This window comes from Bradyrhizobium oligotrophicum S58 (genome assembly GCF_000344805.1).
Lineage (GTDB): Bacteria > Pseudomonadota > Alphaproteobacteria > Rhizobiales > Xanthobacteraceae > Bradyrhizobium > Bradyrhizobium oligotrophicum.
The window spans coordinates 5,078,330-5,097,292 of sequence record NC_020453.1 but is presented as its reverse complement, the minus strand read 5'-3'; the positions used below and the strand labels follow the sequence as shown (position 1 = coordinate 5,097,292).

Here is an 18,963-nt window from a genome sequence, read left to right as displayed (position 1 = left end):
CCATCCTGTTCATCTCCGGCATTGCCGGGAAGACGCCGAGTCTTGTGCCAACACGCTGAAGAACGACGGCTTTTAGAGACGGTCTACGGTTGTGACGGCAAAAGGGCTGCGCTAGCTTGTTCAATAAGCGGAATATCATTCCGTAAAACGGAATTGGGTGGACGCGCATGGGACGACGGTCTGAGCGACTGAGCAGGGTGGGCATGCTGCCCGGAGATATCGCCGGCGAGGGCGAAGTGATCCAGGTGGTCTCGCGGGCGTTCGACGTGCTTCGCTGTTTCGAGGGGCACGATTCACGGCTCGGCAATCTCGAGATCTCGAACCGCTGCGGTCTGCCGCGATCGACGGTGTCGCGCCTGACGCACACGCTGACCCGCATGGGCCAGCTGGTCTATCTGCCGCGTGACCAGAAGTACCGCATCGGCCCGAGCGCGGTTGCGATGAGCACGTCGATGACCAGGGGCCTGCAGCTGCGTAATCTGATCCGGCAGCGGCTGCAGGACGTCGCCGAGCAATTGCCCGGCACGGTCGGTTTCGTGATTCCGGACCGCTTCCACCTCGTCTATCTCGAATTCGGCCGCGCCGCGAACGCGCTCGGCCTGCATGAGACCACCGGCAGCCGCATCTCGATGGCCTCGACGGCGGCCGGCCATGCCTATGTCGCTGCGCTCGATCCCGAGATCGGCGACGCGCTGCTCGCCGAGATGGAGCGGGAGATGCCCGATGCGGCCAAGCTGCTGCGGCCGCGGCTCGAGCACAACAGGCAGTTCTTCAAGGAGCACGGCTATGTCGTCGCCTGCGGGCTGTGGAGCCCGCACATCAACGGCCTCGCGCTGCCGCTGTGGTCGCCGCAATACCAGACCTATGTCGTGCTCACGATCGGCTTGTTGTCGGCGATGTATGACGAGCAGCGCCTGCATGACGAGGTCGCCCAGCCGATGCGCGAGCTCGGCCGCAACATCGCAGCATTGCTGCAGGGGGCCGAAGCCGATGTCTTCAACAGCCGGATGGAGAGGAAGCCGCTTCCTGTGACCACGAAGACCAACCATAAAAACAAGACCATCACCGGGACGGGGGATACGAATGAGTTGGCAGCCGGAGCTCGAGGAACTGGCCCGGCGCGAAGCCTTCGCGCGGGAGATGGGCGGGCCTGACAAGGTCAAGCGTCAGCACGACCAGGGCCGCCTCACCGTTCGCGAGCGCATCGACGGCGTCGTCGATCCCGGCAGCTTTCACGAGATCGGCGCGGTTGCCGGCCTCGGCGAATATGACGAGCAGGGCGAGCTCAAGCAGGTGACGCCCGCCAATTGCGTGTTCGGGCGTGGCCGCGTCGACGGCCGCACCGTCGTGGTCGTCGGCGACGATTTCACCGTGCGTGGCGGCTCGGCGGATGCCTCGATCGCGGCCAAGCCGCTGATGGCGGAGGAGATGGCGCACGACTTCCGCCTGCCCATCATCCGCATCATCGAGGGCTCAGGCGGCGGCGGCTCGGTCAAGACGATCGAGACCAAGGGCGCGGCGAACCTGCCCGGCGGCATCGGCGGCAATCGCTGGTATCGCTACACGACGGAGAACATGTCGCTGGTGCCGGTGGTCGCACTCGGCCTCGGCTCGGTCGCGGGCCTGGGCGCTGCGCGGCTCGCCGCCAGCCACTATTCGGTGATGACCAAGCAGTCGGCGATGTTCGTCGCCGGCCCGCCGGTGGTGAAGCGGCTGGGCCAGGATCTCGGCAAGATGGAGCTCGGCGGCGCCGATATCCAGACCAAGGCCGGTGGCGTCGACCACGCCGTCGACACCGAGGCGGAGGCGTTCGCCTGTGCGCGCCGCTTCCTGTCCTATCTGCCGTCGTCCGTCTATGAGCTGCCGCCAACCTTGCCATGCACCGATGATCCGCAGCGCGCCGACGAGCAGCTGATCAGTGCCGTGCCGCGGCACCGCCGCCACGTCTACAAGATGCGGCCGATCATCGAGGCGGTCGTCGACAACGGCTCGTTCTTCGAGGTGGCGCAGAATTACGGCCGCCCGATTATTATCGGCCTCGCGCGCCTCGAGGGCCGCGCGGTGATGGTGCTGGCGAGCGATCCCTATCACTTCGGCGGCTCATGGACCGCGGATGCCTGCCAGAAGGTGATCCGCTGGGTCGATTTCGCCGAGACCTTCCATCTGCCGATCGTCTACTTGATGGACTGCCCCGGCTTCATGGTCGGACTCGATGCGGAGAAGGCGGCGACCATCCGCCATGGCGTGCGCGCGATGGCCGCGGTCAACCAGTCGACGGTGCCGTGGTGCACGGTGATCGTGCGCAACAATTTCGGCGTCGCCGGCGTCGTGCATCAGCCGGCCGACCGGTTCTCGATCCGCTACGCCTGGCCGTCGGCCTATTGGGGCTCGCTGCCGCTCGAAGGCGGCATCGAGGCGGCCTATCGCGCCGAGATCGACGCGGCGCCGGATCCGAAGGCCAAGCTCAAGGAGATCGAGGATCGGCTCAACAAGCTGCGCTCGCCGTTCCGCTCGGCCGAGAAGTTCTGGGTCGAGGAGATCATCGACCCCCGCAAGACGCGCGGGCTGCTGTGCGAGTTCGCGCGCCTTGCCGAGCCCTTGCGCACGCCGGGGCCGCCCCAGGCGATGACGACGCGGCCGTGAGAGGGGCGAATGGCGAGTAGGGAGTAGCGAATAGGGGAGGCGGAGACAAAAACCAATTCGCTACTCGCCATTCGCTATTCGCGGTCTCACGCCGGCTTGGCCTGGCGTGCGATCGACAGCGCCAGCAGCGCCGCCACCACGCAGAGCGCGCCGGCGGTGAAGAACGCCGGCAGGTAGCTCTGCAGCAGGGTGCGCGACAGGCCGGCGCCGAAGGCGGCGGTGCCGGCGCCGAGCTGATGTCCGGCGAACACCCAGCCGAACACCAGATTGGCGCGCTCGGGCCCGAAGCGCTGGGCCGTCAGCCGCACCGTCGGCGGCACCGTGGCGATCCAGTCGAGGCCGTAGAACATCGCGAACAGCGACAGGCCATAGAATGAGAAGTCGGTGAACGGCAGGAACAGCAGCGACAGCCCGCGCAGGCCGTAATACCAGAACAGCAGCCAGCGATTGTCATAGCGGTCCGACAGCCAGCCCGACACGATGGTGCCGAAGAAGTCGAAGATGCCCATGGCGGCGAGCAGGCTCGCGGCCTGGACCTGCGGGATGCCGAAGTCGAGGCACATCGGGATCAGGTGGACCTGCACCAGCCCGTTGGTCGAGGCGCCGCAGATGAAGAAGGTCGCGAACAGCATCCAGAACACCGGCGCGCGCGAGGCGTCGCGCAGGGTGCCGAGCGCGGCGGCGAGGATCGGTATGGTGACGGGAGCAGGGCCCGTGACCGGGTCGGTGCCCTTGTCGCCATAGGGACGCAGGCCCAGATCGCTCGGCCGGTCCCGCATCAGCAGCAGCACGGCGGTCGCGGAGACGCCGAGCATGACGCAGATGAGCCCGAGCGCCACGCGCCAGCCGAGCCGCTCGGTGAGACTCGCGAGCAATGGCAGGAACACCAGCTGCCCGGTAGCGACGCTGGCCGTGAGAATGCCGACCACGAGACCGCGGCGCGCGACGAACCAGCGCGTGGCGATGGTCGCGCCGAGCACCAGGGCGGTCATGCCGGTGCCGATGCCGATCACCACGCCCCACAGCAGCACCAGATGCCAGACCTGGCTCATCGCCAGCGACGAAAGCAGCGCCGACACCACGATCAACTGCGCCAGCAGCGTGATGTTGCGCAGGCCGTAGCGATTGAGCAGTGCTGCGGCAAACGGCGCCATCAGCCCGAACAGCACGAACCGGATCGACAGCGCCGAGGAAATCTCCGCCGTGCTCCAGCCGAACTCCTGCTGCAGCGGCACGATGAAGACGCCGGGGGCGCCCACCGTGCCGGCGGACACCAGCGCCGTGAAGAAGGTCACGGCGACCATCACCCAGCCGTAGTGGATGTTGCGTCGTTCGAGGACCGCTGCAAGTTGGTTCGAGATCATGATCTTCTCAGTTCGATGGGGACGCACCCCCATTCTGCCAGGATGGACGGATGACTTAAACAGCTAAGTTCCCTCGTTTCAGGACATCAGGATTCTCCAGGGCAATCGCAGTCGCCTCGCCGCTCCATCGCATGCAGCAGCGCGCGCCGCTCGCGTCCCGGCGGACAGGATCACGATGGGTTCGGACGACGCCATGACGGGCTTCCTGAAAAGAGATGTTAAGCATCATATAATGGTGTGTCAAAAAAGGAAACCCGGTGATCCTCGCTGCACGCGCGGTGAAGACGGAACGAGATTGCCAAGGGGCCGCGCCGGAAAACTTGGAGAAATTTGCTATCGCTTGCGGTCGATGAAATGCTGCATCAGCCGCTTCGGCTCGTCGGTCAGGAACGATCGTCCGAAGGCGCCGATCGAGACCTCGATCGACTCCTTGAGCGGCAGGTCCTCCCACTGGCGCAGCAGCGCCTTCTGCCCCCGGAGTGCCTCGGGGCCGCAGGCGAGCAGCGACGCAACGACCTTCTCGACCGCGGCGTCCAGCTCTCCCTCCGCTGCAACGGCGTCGACGAGGCCCCAGGCGAGCGCGGTCGGCGCGTCGATGGTCTCCGCTGTCATCAGCAGCCAGCGGGTGCGGCCCCAGCCGATCAGTCGCGGCAGCAGCGCGGCGTGAATGACCGAGGGAATGCCGACGCGCACCTCGGGCATGCCGAACTTGGCATCATGCCCCGCCACACGGATGTCGCAGGCGGCTGCCACCTCCAGGCCGCCGCCGAGACACCAGCCCGGCATTCGCGCCACGACGGGAGCGGGAAATGTTCGGACTGCTTCGCAGAGCCCGGCGAGGCGTGAAATGAACGCTTCCGCCGAAGCCTGCTCGAGCGTCGCCATCTCCTTGATGTCGGCGCCGCCGATCATGCTCTTCTCGCTCTCTCCGGCCAGCACGAGGGCGCGAATGCCGTCATCCGCGGCGAGTGACTGCAGCCCGGCTTGGATGCCAACGATTGCAGCCGATCCCAGGATGTTGAGGCTGCCGGCGTTGCAGATCGTCAACCGGGCGACGCCGCGACTGTCGCGAGTCACACCGCAGTGGGAATTGAGCATGTCCATTGGTCGCCTCATCAGGATGGCAGGTGAGTTCCGGCCGAGGCCAGAATGGTGTCACGGACTTGATCTAGATCAAGTCGAATTCATCAAATAGCTGCAGCGAGCAGGGCGCGGAACTGCTATTGTATGACTGCAGACATTCAATGGGACGGCAATGCGCTACTCTCCGGAACACAAAGCGGAAACCCACGCGCGAATCGTGCGCAAGGCGTCGGTGCGGCTGCGCGAGAAGGGCGCTCACGGCGTCGGTGTCGCCGACTTGATGAAAGAGGCGGGCCTGACCCATGGCGGCTTCTATGCGCATTTCGAATCACGTGAGGCGCTGGTGGTCGAGGCGTTCGGCTACGCGATCGACCGTTCGGTGGAGCGTTGGCGCAAGCAGCTCGATGAGCTTCCGCAGCAGAAGCGGCTCGCTGCGATCGTCGACGGCTATCTCTCGCCGCAGCATCGCGACGATCCCGGTCATGGTTGCGCGATTCCCGCGCTCGGCGCCGAGATCGCGCGCGAGAGCGCCAAGACGCGCAAGGCCTTTGCCGCCAAGCTGGAAGAGTTGATCGAGCTGTTTGCCGATTACATCGTCGATGTGCCGCGCAAGACCGCGCGAAAGCGGGCATCGTCGATGCTCGCGACCCTGATGGGGACGTTGGTCATGGCCCGCGTGACCGGCAGCGGCGAATTGTCCGATGAGATCCTGAACTCCGGGCGAGAGGTGGCCCTGGCCGTCGCCGCCGGCGGCGGGCAGGCCGGTAAATCACCGGCGCGGGCACCCGCGAAAAAGCCGGTGAAGAAGGCGGCGGCCGCGAAGCGCTGGGCCGCCGGCTGACTGGGACGCAGCGCGCGACCGCAGGTCTTGGCGGGGCAGCCAAGGGGCGGCATTTTCGCAGCGCCGGTCAGCGCTTAGACCCTTCCCAAACGCCGCAAAGACTGCAAGATGCCGGCCAAATCGGCACTGCTACCCCCTGCGGAGGATACCCCATGCGTTCGATCGGTCATTTCATTGGCGGCAAAGAGGTCGCGGGCACGTCTGGACGGACGGCCGATGTCTTCGAGCCGATGACCGGTGACGTTCAGGCCAAGGTCGCGCTCGCCTCGCGCGCCGAGCTGCGGGCCGCCGTGGAGAACGCCAAGGCCGCGCAGCCGGCCTGGGCCGCGACCAATCCGCAGCGTCGCGCGCGGGTGATGATGAAGTTTCTGGAGCTTGCCCAGCGCGATTACGACCAGCTGGCCGAGCTGCTGGCCCGCGAGCACGGCAAGACCGTTCCCGATGCCAAGGGCGACATCCAGCGTGGCCTCGAAGTGGTCGAGTTCGCCTGCGGCATTCCGCATTTGATGAAGGGCGAGTACACGGAGGGCGCGGGTCCGGGCATCGACATCTATTCGATGCGCCAGCCGCTCGGTGTCGTTGCCGGCATCACGCCGTTCAATTTCCCGGCGATGATTCCGATGTGGAAATTCGCGCCCGCGATCGCCTGCGGCAATGCCTTCATCCTCAAGCCCAGCGAGCGCGATCCGGGCGTGCCGATGAAGCTCGCCGAGCTGATGATCGAGGCCGGCCTGCCGGCCGGCATCCTCAATGTCGTCAACGGCGACAAGGAGGCGGTCGACGCCATCCTGGAAGACCCGGACATCATGGCGGTGGGCTTCGTCGGCTCGTCGCCGATCGCGCAATACATCTATGAGCGCGCCGCCGCCCACGGCAAGCGCTGCCAGTGTTTTGGCGGCGCCAAGAACCACGCCATCATCATGCCCGACGCCGACCTCGACCAGGCGGTCGACGCGCTGATCGGCGCCGGCTACGGCTCGGCCGGCGAGCGCTGCATGGCGGTGTCGGTCGCGGTACCCGTCGGCAAGACCACGGCCGATCGGCTGATGGAGAAGCTGATTCCGCGGGTGGAAAGCCTCAAGATCGGCACGTCGGTGGATCCGTCGGCGGATTTCGGACCACTGGTGACCCGCGAGGCGGTCGAGCGCGTCAAGAATTATGTCGACATCGGCGTCAAGGAAGGCGCGACGCTCGCCGTCGACGGCCGTGGCTTCAAGATGCAGGGCTACGAGAACGGCTTCTACATGGGCGGCTGCCTGTTCGACAACGTCACCAAGGACATGCGGATCTACAAGGAAGAGATCTTCGGGCCGGTGCTGTCGGTTGTCCGCGCCAAGGATTACGCCGAGGCGCTGGCGCTGCCGTCGGAGCACGATTACGGCAACGGTGTCGCCATCTTCACCCGCGACGGCGATGCGGCGCGCGACTTCGCGGCCAAGGTCAATGTCGGCATGATCGGTATCAACGTGCCGATCCCGGTGCCGATCGCCTACTACACCTTCGGCGGCTGGAAGAAGTCCGGCTTCGGCGATCTCAACCAGCACGGCCCGGATTCGATCCGCTTCTACACCAAGACCAAGACGGTGACCTCGCGCTGGCCGTCCGGCGTCAAGGAAGGCGCGGAGTTCTCGATCCCGCTGATGAAGTAAGGGCAAGTGGGAGCCCGCAAGGGCTCCCACTTGCGTCATTGCGAGCGGAAGCGACGCAATCCAGAATCCCTCCGCGGCGGCACTCTGGATTGCTTCGTCGCTTCGCCCCTCGCAATGACGGAGTTTGAGGCGGCGGCGAACGCCAACAATCAGAAATTGGGAAACGCGGAGAACGGATGCAGTTCGCTCTCGACGAGGATCAGATCGCGGTGCGCGACATGGCGCGGGCCTTTGCGGCGGAGAAGATCGCGCCGCACGCCCTGCGCTGGGACGAGGAGAAGCATTTCCCGGTCGACGTCATGCGCGAGGCGGCGGGCCTCGGCATGGGCGGCATCTACATCCGCGACGATGTCGGCGGCTCGGGCCTGGGGCGCCTCGACGCGGCGCTGATCTTCGAGGCGCTGGCGACGGGATGCCCGACGGTGTCGGCCTTCATCTCGATCCACAACATGGCGTCGTGGATGATCGACACCTTCGGCACCGAGGCGCAGCGCCAGGCGTATCTGCCGAAGCTCTGCGCCATGGACCTGATCGCGAGCTACTGCCTGACCGAGCCGGGCGCCGGCTCGGACGCCGCAGCGCTGCGGACGCGCGCGGTGCGCGACGGCGACGACTATGTGCTCAACGGCCAGAAGCAGTTCATCTCCGGGGCCGGCGCGACCGACATCCTCGTCGCGATGGTGCGCACCGGCGCCGACGGCCCCGGCGGCATCTCGACGCTCGTCATCGATTCCAAAACGCCCGGCGTGTCGTTCGGCGCCAATGAGCGCAAGATGGGCTGGAATGCGCAGCCGACCCGCGCCGTGATCTTCGAGAATGCGCGCGTGCCGGTGGCCAACCGGCTGGGCGAAGAAGGCATCGGCTTCAAGATCGCGATGGCCGGGCTCGATGGTGGCCGTCTCAACATCGCTGCCTGCTCGCTCGGCGGAGCGCAGTCGGCGCTCGACAAGACGCTGGCCTATACCAGGGAGCGCAAGGCGTTTGGCAAGCGGCTCGATGAATTTCAGGCGCTGCAGTTCCGGATTGCCGACATGGCGATCGAGCTGGAAGCGGCGCGCACCTTCGTCTGGCGCGCGGCGGCCGCTCTCGACCGCAAGGATGCGGATGCGACGATGCTGTGCGCAATGGCGAAGCGCTTCGGCACCGATGTCGGCTTCGAGGTCGCCAACCAGGCGCTGCAACTGCACGGCGGCTACGGCTACCTCAGCGAATACGGCATCGAGAAGATCGTGCGCGACCTGCGCGTGCACCAGATCCTCGAAGGGACCAACGAGATCATGCGGCTGATCGTCTCGCGCAAGCTGATCGAGGGCGCGCGATGAGCGAGGTGGTCGAAGGCGACCTGATCGTCCGCCACGAAGGTTCGGCGGGGATCATCCGGCTGAACCGGCCCAAGGCGATCAACGCGATGACGCTGGAGATGTCGATCGGCATCGACGCGGCGCTCGATCAGTTCGAGGCCGATCCGGCCGTCGCGGTCGTGGTGCTGGAAGGCGCCGGCGAGCGCGGCCTCTGCGCCGGCGGCGATATCAGAGGGCTCTACGAGAGTTCGAAGGTGAACGGCGACCTCGGCAAGGTGTTCTGGCGCCAGGAGTACGTCATGAACGCGCGCATCGCGGCGTTCCCGAAGCCTTACGTGGCCTATATGGACGGGCTGGTGATGGGCGGCGGCGTCGGGCTGTCAGCACACGGTCGCCACCGCATCGTGACTGAGAAGACCAAGCTGGCAATGCCGGAAGTCGGCCTCGGCTTCTTTCCGGACGTCGGCGGCACTTGGCTGTTGTCGCGCGCACCCGGCGAGCTCGGCGCCTATTTCGGCCTGACCGGTCAGACCATGAACGGGCCGGATGCGATCCACGCGCGCTTCGCGGATGCCATGGTGCCGACCGAGACATGGCCGGCGCTGCGCGATGTCCTGACCAAGGTCAGGCCCGGCACGCTATCAGTTGAAGTCGATCGGCTGATTGCGGGCTTCGCCACGGCGGAGACGGCCGGGCCGGTCGCCGCGCAGCAGGCGCAGATCGATCGCTGGTTAGCTCATGACAGCATGCACGGTATCTTCGCGGCGCTCGAAGCCGATGGCTCTGATCTCGCACTCGCGACGCTGAAGACGCTGAAGGAGAAGTCGCCGCGCGGCATGGTGGTCACGTTGAAGCTGCTGCAGCTGGCGCGAGGAGCGGCCTCGCTCGAAGAGTGCCTGGTGCGCGAATATCGCGCGGCGCTTGAAGTATTCCGCAGTGACGATTTCCGCGAGGGTGTCCGCGCCGCGATCATCGACAAGGACCGCAATCCCCGATGGTCGCCATCTGACGTCGATCAGGTGACGCCGGAGATGCTGGCGCCGTATTTCGCCGAGATCGGCACCGACGAGCTGACATTTCCGCAAAGCAGATAACAAGTCGAGGGGAGAGAACCAACCATGGCAACGATCGCATTCATCGGCCTCGGCAACATGGGCGGACCGATGGCCGCCAATCTGGTCAAGGCCGGCCACAAGGTCGTGGCGTTCGATCTGGTGGAGGCGTCGCGCGCGCAGGCCAGGGCCGACGGTGCTGATATTGCAGACAGCGCGGTCGCGGCCGTGAGCGGCGCCGAGGTGGTCGTCACGATGCTGCCCGCCGGCAAGCATGTGCTGGCGGTCTGGACCGAGGTGGTGCCGGCGATGTCGAAGGGCGCTGTCATCATCGACTCCTCCACCATCGATGTGGAGAGCGCGCACGCCGCGCATGCACTCGCCGCGAAGCACGGCATTGCATCCGTCGATGCGCCGGTGTCGGGCGGCACCGGCGGTGCCAAGGGCGCGACGCTCACCTTCATGTGCGGCGGCGAGGAGGGCGCGTTCGCCCAGGCCAGGCCGATCCTGGAAAAAATGGGCAAGAAGATCGTCCATTGCGGCGGGGCCGGCGCCGGGCAGGCGGCCAAGATCTGCAACAACATGATCCTCGGCATTTCGATGATCGCGGTCAGCGAGGCGTTTGCGCTCGGCGAAAAGCTCGGCCTGTCGCATCAGGCGCTGTTCGATGTCGCCTCGACCTCGTCGGGACAGTGCTGGTCGCTGACATCCTATTGCCCGGTGCCGGGTCCGGTGCCGGCCTCACCCGCCAATAACGACTACAAGCCCGGCTTTGCCACCGCGCTGATGCTCAAGGATCTCACGCTGTCGCAGGATGCGGCCAAGGCCGCCGGCGCGGCGACGCCGCTTGGCCAGCACGCGCAGGAGATCTACAAGGCGTTCGAGGCGGCCGGCCAAGGCGGCGTCGACTTCTCAGGGATCATTCAGCACGTTCGCAACCTCGCCGGGACCACCTGATGGTGACATTCAAGGACGCACGCGCGTTTCTGCTGGCGCATCGCACCGACTACGATGCCGCGGTGAAGGGTTTCCGCTGGCCGGATGCGGTGCCCTTCAACTGGGCGCTCGACTGGTTCGATGCCGAGCTGGCGTCGGACCCGGAGAGTCGCGATCGTGCGGCGCTGTGGATCTTCGATGCCGCGCACGATCGCCAGACCAAGCTGTCTTTCGCGGCATTGTCGCGCCGCTCCAACCAGGTCGCGAATTTCCTGCGTGCGCAGGGCTTGAGGCGCGGCGACCATCTGCTGCTCTTGCTCGGCAACGTCGTGCCGCTGTGGGAAACCATGCTGGCGGCGATGAAGCTCGGAATCGTCGTGATCCCCGCGACCACGCTGCTGACCATCGACGAGCTGCGCGACCGGCTGGAGCGCGGCCGCGCCAAAGCGGTGGTCGCGGCGCAGGACCAGGTGGCGAAGTTTACCGATCTTGGCGCCGATGATCTCGTCCGCATCGTGGTCGGTGCGCCGGCAGCCGCTGCCGGCTGGCTGTCGTTCGAGCAGGCGGCTGACGCAGCCGAGGCGTTCACGCCGGATGGTCCGACGCAGCCCGACGATCCGATGCTGCTGTATTTCACGTCGGGCACGACGGCGAAGCCGAAGCTGGTGCGGCACAGCCATCGCAGCTATCCGGTCGGCCATCTCTCGACGATGTACTGGCTCGGCCTGCAGCCCGGCGACGTGCATCTCAACATCTCCTCGCCGGGCTGGGCCAAGCACGCCTGGAGCTGCTTCTTCTCGCCGTGGAATGCGGGCGCGACCGTGTTCGTCGTCAACCAGCCGCGCTTCGACGCCAAGGGCCTGCTCGCGATCATCAAACGTTGCGGCGTGACGACGCTGTGTGCGCCACCCACCGTGTGGCGGTTGTTCATCCAGGAGCATCTTGCGGACTTCAAGGTGTCGTTACGTGAGGCGTGCGGGGCAGGCGAGCCGCTGAATCCGGAGGTGATCGACCAGGTGCGCGCCGCCTGGGGGCTGACGATCCGCGATGGTTACGGCCAGACCGAGACCGCCGCCATCGTCGGCAACTCGCCGGGGCAAAGGCTGAAGATCGGCTCGATGGGACGGCCGCTGCCGGGCTATCGCGTCGAGGTCGCCGACATCGACGGCAATCCTGCGAGCGAAGGCGAGATCACGCTTGCGCTCACGGGGGAACGTCCGGCCGGCCTGATGCAGGGCTACCAAAGCGAGGACGGCAAGCTGTCGGGTGCTGATGGCGAGCGCTATCGCACCGGCGACGTCGTGTTCCGGGACGAGGATGGCTATCTCACCTTTGTCGGCCGCTCCGACGACGTGTTCAAATCGTCAGACTACCGCATCTCGCCGTTCGAGCTCGAGAGCGTGCTGCTGGAGCACGAGGCGGTTGCCGAGGCGGCCGTGGTGCCGAGCCCTGATCCGATCCGGCTCGCCATTCCCAAGGCCTATGTGTTGCTGACGGCAGGCGCGGAGCGCTCGCGCGCGACGGCGCTGTCGATCTTCGAGCATCTTCAGGCGCGGCTGGCGCCGTTCAAGCGCATCCGGCGGTTGGAGCTCGTCAGCGAGCTGCCGAAGACGATCTCCGGAAAAATCCGCCGCGTGCAGCTGCGCCGGCTGGAGCATGACGACAACCGCACCGATCATCTGCGCGGGACGGAATTCAAGGAAGAGGATTTCCCGGAGCTGAAGACCAGGCCGTCCGGGCACGAGGTGTAGGAACACATGAACAAGATCTGGAAGAAGCCGCCGATCTCGCTTGAGGCCTATCAGGCCATGGTCGGCCAGGAGATCGGCGTGTCGTCGTGGCACGTGCTCGATCAGAAGCGCATCGATACCTATGCCGACGTGATCGAGGATCATCAGTTCATCCATGTCGATCCTGAGCAGGCCAAGGCGACGCCGTTCGGGACGACGATCGCGCACGGCTTCCTGACGATGTCGCTGCTCTCAGTGATGTCCTACGAAGTCATGCCGGCGATCGAAGGCACGGCGATGGGCGTCAATTACGGCTTCGACAAGCTGCGCTTCATCTCGCCGGTCAAATCGGGAAAACGCGTGCGCGGCCGCTTCGTGCTGGCCGAGGCCACGCTGCGCAAGCCCAAGGAGTTGCAATCGCGCACCAATGTCACGGTCGAGATCGAAGGCGAGGACAAGCCCGCTTTGGTCGCCGACTGGATCGGGCTGATCTATCTGAGCTAACTCTCTTCGTCATAACCCACCCCTCGTCATCGCCGGGCTTGACCCGGCGATCCATCCACTTCTGAAAAGGGATGGATGCCCGGGTCAAGCCCGGGCATGACGAGCTCAAACCGCAGGGCAGAACATCATGGCAATCAGATTCGACGGACGCGTCGCCATCGTCACCGGCGCAGGCAATGGTCTGGGACGCGCGCATGCGCTGGGATTGGCGAGCCGCGGCGCGAAGGTCGTGGTCAATGATTTCGGTGGCGCGCGCGACGGCACCGGCGGCTCGATGACGGCGGCGGAGACCGTGGTCGAGGAGATCCGCAAAGCCGGCGGGACCGCGATCGCCGACGGCGCCGACGTCTCGAATTTCGAGCAGGTCACCGCGATGGTCGAGCGCGCCACCAAGGAGTGGGGCAGCGTCGACATCATGTGCGCCAATGCCGGCATCCTGCGCGACAAGTCGTTCGCCAAGATGGAGGTCGCCGACTTCGCCAAGGTGCTCGACGTGCATCTGGTCGGCTCCTTCTACTGCTGCAAGGCGGTTTGGAACGGCATGCGCGAGCGCAACTACGGCCGCATCGTGCTGACGACGTCGTCGTCCGGCCTGTTCGGCAATTTCGGCCAGGCTAATTACGGTGCCGCGAAGACCGGCATGGTCGGCCTGATGAACGTGCTGGCCGAGGAGGGCCGCAAGACCAACATCCGCGTCAACATCATCTCGCCGACGGCAGCGACCCGCATGACCGAGGAACTGCTGCCGCCGCAGGCGCTGCAATTGATGAAACCGGAATCGATCACGCCGGCAGTCGAATATCTGCTCAGCGAGGATTCGCCGACCCGCACCATCATGGGCGCCGGCGCCGGCTCGTTCGCCGTGATCAAGATCCTGGAGAGCGAGGGCATCAACCTGGCCGAGGAGGAGTGGACGCCGGACGCGATCGCCGCACGTTTCGCTGAGATCAGCGACATGTCGAAGGCGAGGGCCCTGCAGGGTGCGTTCGAGCAGACGCAGAAGTATGTCACGCAGGCCGCGACACGGCTGGGCATCAAGCTGTAATTCTCGCTGTCATTCCGGGCCGCGCGAAGCGCGAGCCCGGAATCCATACTCCCGATCGTGATTATGGATTCCGGGCTCATCGCTTCGCGATGCCCCGGAATGACGATCTCTGTTGTGGATCCTCCGTCTGACCCAAACCGTTTGCGCGATGTCCTCAGCAACACCGAACATCGCCGTCATCGGAGCCGGCCCGGCCGGACTGATGGCGGCCGAGATTCTGGCCGAGGGCGGTGCCACTGTGACCGTCTACGATGCGATGCCATCGGTGGCGCGCAAGTTTCTGATGGCTGGTCGTGGCGGGCTCAACCTCACCCATAGCGAAGACCTGACGGCGTTCCTGTCGCGCTATCGGGAGGCGGCGGCTTGGCTGGAGCCTGCTATCAGAGCGTTTCCGCCGCAACGTCTGCGCGAGTGGTGCGAGGCGTTGGGTGAGCCGACCTTCGTCGGCTCCTCAGGCCGCGTGTTTCCGGTTGCTATGAAGGCCTCGCCGCTGCTGCGCGCGTGGCTGCGGCGGCTCGATGGGCGGGGCGTGCGCTTCGAGCTGCGGCACCGCTGGACCGGCTGGGACAGCGAGGGGCGGCTTACTTTCCGGGCGCCGAACGGACCCCGCGCGATCGTCGCCGACGCCGTCGTGCTCGCGCTCGGCGGCGCCAGCTGGCCGCGGCTCGGCTCCGACGGCGGCTGGGTCTCGGTCCTTGCCGCGAAAGGTGTCGCGATCGCGCCGCTGCGGCCGGCCAATTGCGGCTTCACCGTCGCATGGTCCGATATCTTCCGCGGCCGTTTTGAGGGCCAGCCGCTAAAGGGCATCGCGCTGTCGTTCGGCGACCGCAGCGCGCGCGGCGAAGCCATTGTCACACGCGGCGGCCTCGAAGGTGGCGCCATCTACGCACTATCGGCCGAACTACGCGAGGTGATCGCGCAGACCGGCGAGGCGATCCTGCACGTCGCGCTGCGGCCTGATGTGAGCCCCGCAGAACTGATCGCGAGGTTGTCGGCACCGCGCGGCAAGCAATCCTTCTCGAACGTGCTGCGCAAGGCGCTGCAACTGTCGCCGGTCGCGATCGGGCTGCTGCAGGAGGTCGCGAAGTCGCAAGGTTTGTCATTGTCGTCGCTCCCGCCGGAACGTCTCGCCGCGCTGATCAATTCCGTGCCGGTCAGGCTGACAGGTACGACCGGACTCGCACACGCCATCTCCAGCGCCGGCGGCATCGCGCGTGAGGAGCTCGATGAAGACTTCATGCTCAAACGCCTGCCCGGCATATTCGCCGCGGGCGAGATGCTGGACTGGGAGGCGCCCACCGGCGGCTATCTGCTGCAGGCGTCGTTTGCGACCGGCGCGGCGGCCGGCAGGGGCGCGTCGAAATGGCTGAAATTGTAGGGTGGGCAAAGCGCAGCGTCCCCACCGTCGTACAGCGGATACCGTGGCGAGACGGTGGGCACGGCGCCATTTCGAGCCGTGCATGAGCATGCAGCACGGCAGCGCCTTTGCCCACCCTACGATTCTTTCGAGGTTATTCGTGCGGGAATGAGCGTATCCCATCTCCAGTCGTCATTGCGAGCGAAGCGACTTGTCCGCCATAGCCCGAAGGACGACGGCGGAAGCAATCCAGGGCTGCGCGTGTGACTCTGGATTGCTTCGTCGCTTTGCTCCTCGCAATGACAGTCGAAAAATCTCCGCCTCAGCGCAACTTTCCTCTTGCCGCGACCGGCAGCGTGCCCAGGATCTCTTCGCCGCGGACCATCACCACCTCGTCCATCATGTTGACGACCACGCAGACGTGGTTCGGCACGATGCGGACGACGTCGCCGACATTGGGGCGGGTGTTGCTGCGCGACAGATCGAGGAAGCCGTGCTCCTCGGCGAAGCGGGCGATCTTCGCTTCGGGGTGCTCCAGGATCAGGCCGTGGCCGTCGAGGCCGCCGGTGTCCGTCGTCAGCGTCTTGGAGCCGGCATCGAGGATGCCGCGCTCGGGCGCGGCGCGGCTGACGACCGTCGAATAGATGTGCAGCGCGCAGTCGTCCCAGCTGGCCACGCCGGCGGCGACCTGCATGCGGTCGTTGTAGATGTAGGTGCCGGGCCGGTGCTCGGTGGCGCCCTTGAGCTTGCCGAGATTTTTCAGGTTCGGCGAGCCGCCGGTCGAGACGATGGCAGCCTCCAGCCCCTCGGCGCGGACGCCGGCCAGCGCCTCGTCGTAGAAGCGCTGCGCATCGTCCCAGCCAGTCTCGGTCGGGTACATCATGAAGCCGGCGAAGCGCAGGCCTTCTGACGCTGCGATCTGGCGCGCGAGCTGGATGGCCTCGGCCGGCGTCTCGACGCCGGCGCGCTTGCGGCCGGTGTCGCATTCGACCACGACCGACAGGGGACGGCCGGATTGCTTGGCCGCCTGCGGCAGGCCGGCGATCACGGTCGCGTTGTCAGCGGCCACCGTCATGTCGGCCTTGGCCTGGAGCGCGGCGAGCCGCGCCATCTTCTCCTCGCCGATCAGGTTGTAGCTGATCAGGATGTTATTGATGCCGGCGTCCGCCATGATCTCGGCCTCGCCGATCTTCTGACAGGTGATGCCGTGCGCGCCGGCCGCGATCTGCAGCTTGGCCAGCACCGGGCTTTTGTGCGTCTTGATGTGGGGACGGTTGGCGACGCCCGCCGCGTCGCATTGCGCCTGGATGCGCGCGATGTTGCGCTCGACCTTGTCCATGTCGATGACGGCGCAGGGCGTGCCGTACTCCCGGGCGATCTTGGTGGCGAGCGGGGTGGTCATAGGCTTACTCCGTTGTTGGATTGCGTCATTGCGAGGAGAGAAGCGACGAAGCAATCCAGAGTCGTGGCCGGAACTCTGGATTGCTTCCGCCGTCGCCCTTCGGGCTATTGCGGACACGTCGCTCCGCTCGCAATGACGGAGAGAACGTAGGGTGGGCAAAGCGAAGCGTGCCCACCGTCTTCTGTTGCGCAAGACCGCGGTGGGCACGGCGCTGGCGCGCCTTTGCCCACCCTACGGGACTCATCACGCGCCTTCGATCTCCTCGCGCAGCACTTCGAGCTCCAGCCAGCGGTCCTCGGCAGCGGTGAGTTCGGCCTGCGCGGTGGCCATCGCCGTGGAGGCGGCGTCGAACCTTTTGCGATCCTTCGCGTACAGCGCGGGGTCGTCGAGCAGCTTCTGCTGCTTGGCGATCTCGGCTTGCAGCTTGGCGATCGTCTTCGGCAAGGTCTCCAGCGCGTGCTTCTCGTTGAAGGAGAGCTTGCGCTTCGGCGAGCTCGCAGGCTGAGCAGCCGCAGGCTTGGCGTCCTTCTTCTCCTCCGCCGCCTTCGCGTGCTCGCGTTTCAGATCGGCGCCGCGCTGCACCAGCATATCGCTGTAGCCGCCGGCATATTCCTGCCATTTGCCATTACCCTCGGGCACGATCACCGAGGTCACGACGCGATCGAGGAAGTCGCGGTCATGGCTGATCAGGATGACGGTGCCCTCGTAGTCGCCGAGCATGTCTTCCAGCACGTCGAGCGTCTCGAGGTCGAGATCGTTGGTCGGCTCGTCCAGCACCAGGAGGTTCGAGGGCTTGGCCAGCGCGCGCGCCAGCATCAGCCGGCCGCGTTCGCCGCCGGAGAGAACTTCGAGCGGCGTGCGCATCTGCTCGCGCGAAAACAGGAAGTCCTCCATGTAGCCGACGACATGCCTGGGCTTGCCGCCGACCATGACGTGATCGCCGCGGCCGCCGGTCAGCGCATCGGCCAAGGTCGTTCTGGGGTCGAGGCTCTCACGATGCTGATCGAGCGTCGCCGTCTCCAGATTGACACCGAGCCGGATGCTGCCGCTGTCCGGCTCGCTGCCACCGGTGAGCAGATTGACCAGCGTGGTCTTGCCGGCGCCGTTCGGGCCGACGATGCCGATGCGATCGCCGCGCTGGATGCGGATGGAGAAATTGTCGACGATCTTGCGATCGCCGAACGCTTTCGACGCGCCCTTGGCCTCGATCACCAGCTTGCCGGACTTGTCCGCCTCGGCGGCGGCGAGATTGGCGGCACCGGCCGTGCCGCGGTAATCGCGACGCTGTTGGCGCAGCGCGTGCAAATTGGCAAGCCGCTTGACGTTGCGCTTGCGGCGGCCGGAGACGCCGTAGCGCAGCCAGTGCTCCTCGTTGACGATCTTGCGATCCAGCTTGTGCTGCTCTCGCTCTTCTTCCGCCAGCACCTCGTCGCGCCACGCCTCGAAGCCGGCAAAGCCGCGGTCGATCTCCCGGATCTGGCCGCGGTCGAGCCAAGCGGTCGCGCGCGACAGATTGGTCAGGAAACGGCGGTCGTGGCTGATCAGCACCAGCGCGCAGCGGCGGCCGTCGAGCTCGTTTTCCAGCCACTCGATGGTCGTGAGGTCGAGATGGTTGGTCGGCTCGTCCAAGAGCAGGATGTCGGGGTTCGGGGCGAGCACGCGCGCCAGCGCCGCGCGGCGCGCCTCACCGCCGGAGACGTGCGCCGGATCTTCATCGCCGGTCAATCCGAGCTGCTCGACGAGATAGCGCGCCTGATAATGATCGTCGCCGGGCCCGAGCCCGGCCTCGACATAAGAGAGCGTGGTGGCATGGCCGGAGAAATCCGGCTCCTGCGGCAGATAGCGCACCGTTGCGCCCGGCTGCACGAAGCGCGTGCCGCTGTCGCATTCGACGAGGCCCGCGGCGATCTTCAGCAGCGTCGACTTGCCGGAGCCGTTGCGGCCGATCAGGCAGACGCGCTCGCCGGGCGAGACCGACAGCTCGACGCCGGATAGCAGCGGCGTGCCGCCGAACGTCAGGCGAATGTCCTTGAGTTGAATGAGAGGTGGCGCCATG

15 protein-coding genes are annotated in these 18,963 nt (G+C 66.1%); 11 read left to right on the top strand and 4 right to left on the bottom strand.

Translation table 11 applies throughout. The annotated features are described in order from the left end of the window. Nucleotides 1-167: 167 nt before the first annotated feature. Both S58_RS21955 and S58_RS21950 read left to right on the top strand, forming a co-directional pair. On the top strand, nt 168-1,154 hold the full coding sequence (locus tag S58_RS21955) for an IclR family transcriptional regulator (RefSeq protein ID WP_042340095.1): 987 nt from the start codon (nt 168-170) through the stop codon (nt 1,152-1,154). Beyond that, complete coding sequence (locus tag S58_RS21950) at nt 1,084-2,643, top strand: acyl-CoA carboxylase subunit beta (protein WP_015667577.1); 1,560 nt, start codon at nt 1,084-1,086, stop codon at nt 2,641-2,643. Before S58_RS21955 ends, S58_RS21950 begins: the two co-directional genes overlap by 71 nt. Nucleotides 2,644-2,729: 86 nt before the next feature. Here S58_RS21950 and S58_RS21945 read toward each other — a convergent pair whose 3' ends face one another. Both S58_RS21945 and S58_RS21940 read right to left on the bottom strand, forming a co-directional pair. After that, complete coding sequence (locus tag S58_RS21945) at nt 2,730-4,007, bottom strand: MFS transporter (RefSeq protein WP_015667576.1); 1,278 nt, start codon at nt 4,005-4,007, stop codon at nt 2,730-2,732. A gap of 333 nt (nt 4,008-4,340) precedes the next feature. Next, nucleotides 4,341-5,111, bottom strand: coding sequence for an enoyl-CoA hydratase (locus S58_RS21940; RefSeq protein WP_015667575.1), 771 nt, complete (start codon nt 5,109-5,111; stop codon nt 4,341-4,343). Between the two features lie 151 nt (nt 5,112-5,262). Between S58_RS21940 and S58_RS21935 the strand changes: the two genes are divergently transcribed. The 9 genes from S58_RS21935 (at nt 5,263) to S58_RS21895 (ending at nt 15,526) form a co-directional block, all read left to right on the top strand. Then, nucleotides 5,263-5,931: a TetR/AcrR family transcriptional regulator gene (locus tag S58_RS21935; RefSeq protein WP_015667574.1), complete on the top strand. Its 669-nt coding sequence runs from the start codon at nt 5,263-5,265 to the stop codon at nt 5,929-5,931. Between the two features lie 152 nt (nt 5,932-6,083). After that, nucleotides 6,084-7,580 (top strand): CoA-acylating methylmalonate-semialdehyde dehydrogenase, encoded by a 1,497-nt coding sequence (locus S58_RS21930; protein WP_015667573.1) that lies wholly within the window; start codon nt 6,084-6,086, stop codon nt 7,578-7,580. A 176-nt stretch (nt 7,581-7,756) separates the two neighbouring features. Then, entirely contained in the window at nt 7,757-8,902 is a 1,146-nt protein-coding gene (locus S58_RS21925) for an isobutyryl-CoA dehydrogenase (protein ID WP_015667572.1), read from the top strand. After that, nucleotides 8,899-9,975 (top strand): enoyl-CoA hydratase/isomerase family protein, encoded by a 1,077-nt coding sequence (locus S58_RS21920; protein ID WP_015667571.1) that lies wholly within the window; start codon nt 8,899-8,901, stop codon nt 9,973-9,975. Before S58_RS21925 ends, S58_RS21920 begins: the two co-directional genes overlap by 4 nt. A gap of 24 nt (nt 9,976-9,999) precedes the next feature. Continuing rightward, a complete protein-coding gene (gene mmsB, locus S58_RS21915) occupies nt 10,000-10,890 on the top strand; it encodes a 3-hydroxyisobutyrate dehydrogenase (RefSeq protein WP_015667570.1) in 891 nt (296 codons plus the stop codon). Beyond that, complete coding sequence (locus S58_RS21910) at nt 10,890-12,620, top strand: AMP-binding protein (RefSeq protein WP_015667569.1); 1,731 nt, start codon at nt 10,890-10,892, stop codon at nt 12,618-12,620. The genes mmsB and S58_RS21910 overlap by 1 nt, the downstream gene beginning before the upstream one ends. Before the next feature lie 6 nt (nt 12,621-12,626). Then, nucleotides 12,627-13,103: a MaoC family dehydratase gene (locus S58_RS21905; protein ID WP_015667568.1), complete on the top strand. Its 477-nt coding sequence runs from the start codon at nt 12,627-12,629 to the stop codon at nt 13,101-13,103. Nucleotides 13,104-13,230: 127 nt separating this feature from the next. After that, nucleotides 13,231-14,148: an SDR family NAD(P)-dependent oxidoreductase gene (locus tag S58_RS21900; RefSeq protein ID WP_015667567.1), complete on the top strand. Its 918-nt coding sequence runs from the start codon at nt 13,231-13,233 to the stop codon at nt 14,146-14,148. 148 nt (nt 14,149-14,296) lie between these two features. Beyond that, nucleotides 14,297-15,526, top strand: coding sequence for a BaiN/RdsA family NAD(P)/FAD-dependent oxidoreductase (locus S58_RS21895; RefSeq protein WP_042340092.1), 1,230 nt, complete (start codon nt 14,297-14,299; stop codon nt 15,524-15,526). A gap of 301 nt (nt 15,527-15,827) precedes the next feature. On the opposite strand, the gene S58_RS21890 is transcribed toward S58_RS21895, so the two are convergent. Next, complete coding sequence (locus S58_RS21890) at nt 15,828-16,907, bottom strand: D-TA family PLP-dependent enzyme (RefSeq protein WP_015667565.1); 1,080 nt, start codon at nt 16,905-16,907, stop codon at nt 15,828-15,830. Nucleotides 16,908-17,150: 243 nt separating this feature from the next. Then, nucleotides 17,151-18,962 (bottom strand): ABC-F family ATP-binding cassette domain-containing protein, encoded by a 1,812-nt coding sequence (locus S58_RS21885; protein WP_015667564.1) that lies wholly within the window; start codon nt 18,960-18,962, stop codon nt 17,151-17,153. Between the last annotated feature and the right edge of the window lies 1 nt (nt 18,963).

Coding starts and splice junctions, on each gene's coding strand:
- S58_RS21955 (WP_042340095.1), top strand. CDS start 168: ATGGGACGACGGTCTGAGCGACTGAGCAGGGTGGGCATGCTGCCCGGA.
- S58_RS21950 (WP_015667577.1), top strand. CDS start 1,084: ATGAGTTGGCAGCCGGAGCTCGAGGAACTGGCCCGGCGCGAAGCCTTC.
- S58_RS21945 (WP_015667576.1), bottom strand. CDS start 4,007: ATGATCTCGAACCAACTTGCAGCGGTCCTCGAACGACGCAACATCCAC.
- S58_RS21940 (WP_015667575.1), bottom strand. CDS start 5,111: ATGGACATGCTCAATTCCCACTGCGGTGTGACTCGCGACAGTCGCGGC.
- S58_RS21935 (WP_015667574.1), top strand. CDS start 5,263: ATGCGCTACTCTCCGGAACACAAAGCGGAAACCCACGCGCGAATCGTG.
- S58_RS21930 (WP_015667573.1), top strand. CDS start 6,084: ATGCGTTCGATCGGTCATTTCATTGGCGGCAAAGAGGTCGCGGGCACG.
- S58_RS21925 (WP_015667572.1), top strand. CDS start 7,757: ATGCAGTTCGCTCTCGACGAGGATCAGATCGCGGTGCGCGACATGGCG.
- S58_RS21920 (WP_015667571.1), top strand. CDS start 8,899: ATGAGCGAGGTGGTCGAAGGCGACCTGATCGTCCGCCACGAAGGTTCG.
- mmsB (WP_015667570.1), top strand. CDS start 10,000: ATGGCAACGATCGCATTCATCGGCCTCGGCAACATGGGCGGACCGATG.
- S58_RS21910 (WP_015667569.1), top strand. CDS start 10,890: ATGGTGACATTCAAGGACGCACGCGCGTTTCTGCTGGCGCATCGCACC.
- S58_RS21905 (WP_015667568.1), top strand. CDS start 12,627: ATGAACAAGATCTGGAAGAAGCCGCCGATCTCGCTTGAGGCCTATCAG.
- S58_RS21900 (WP_015667567.1), top strand. CDS start 13,231: ATGGCAATCAGATTCGACGGACGCGTCGCCATCGTCACCGGCGCAGGC.
- S58_RS21895 (WP_042340092.1), top strand. CDS start 14,297: ATGTCCTCAGCAACACCGAACATCGCCGTCATCGGAGCCGGCCCGGCC.
- S58_RS21890 (WP_015667565.1), bottom strand. CDS start 16,907: ATGACCACCCCGCTCGCCACCAAGATCGCCCGGGAGTACGGCACGCCC.
- S58_RS21885 (WP_015667564.1), bottom strand. CDS start 18,962: ATGGCGCCACCTCTCATTCAACTCAAGGACATTCGCCTGACGTTCGGC.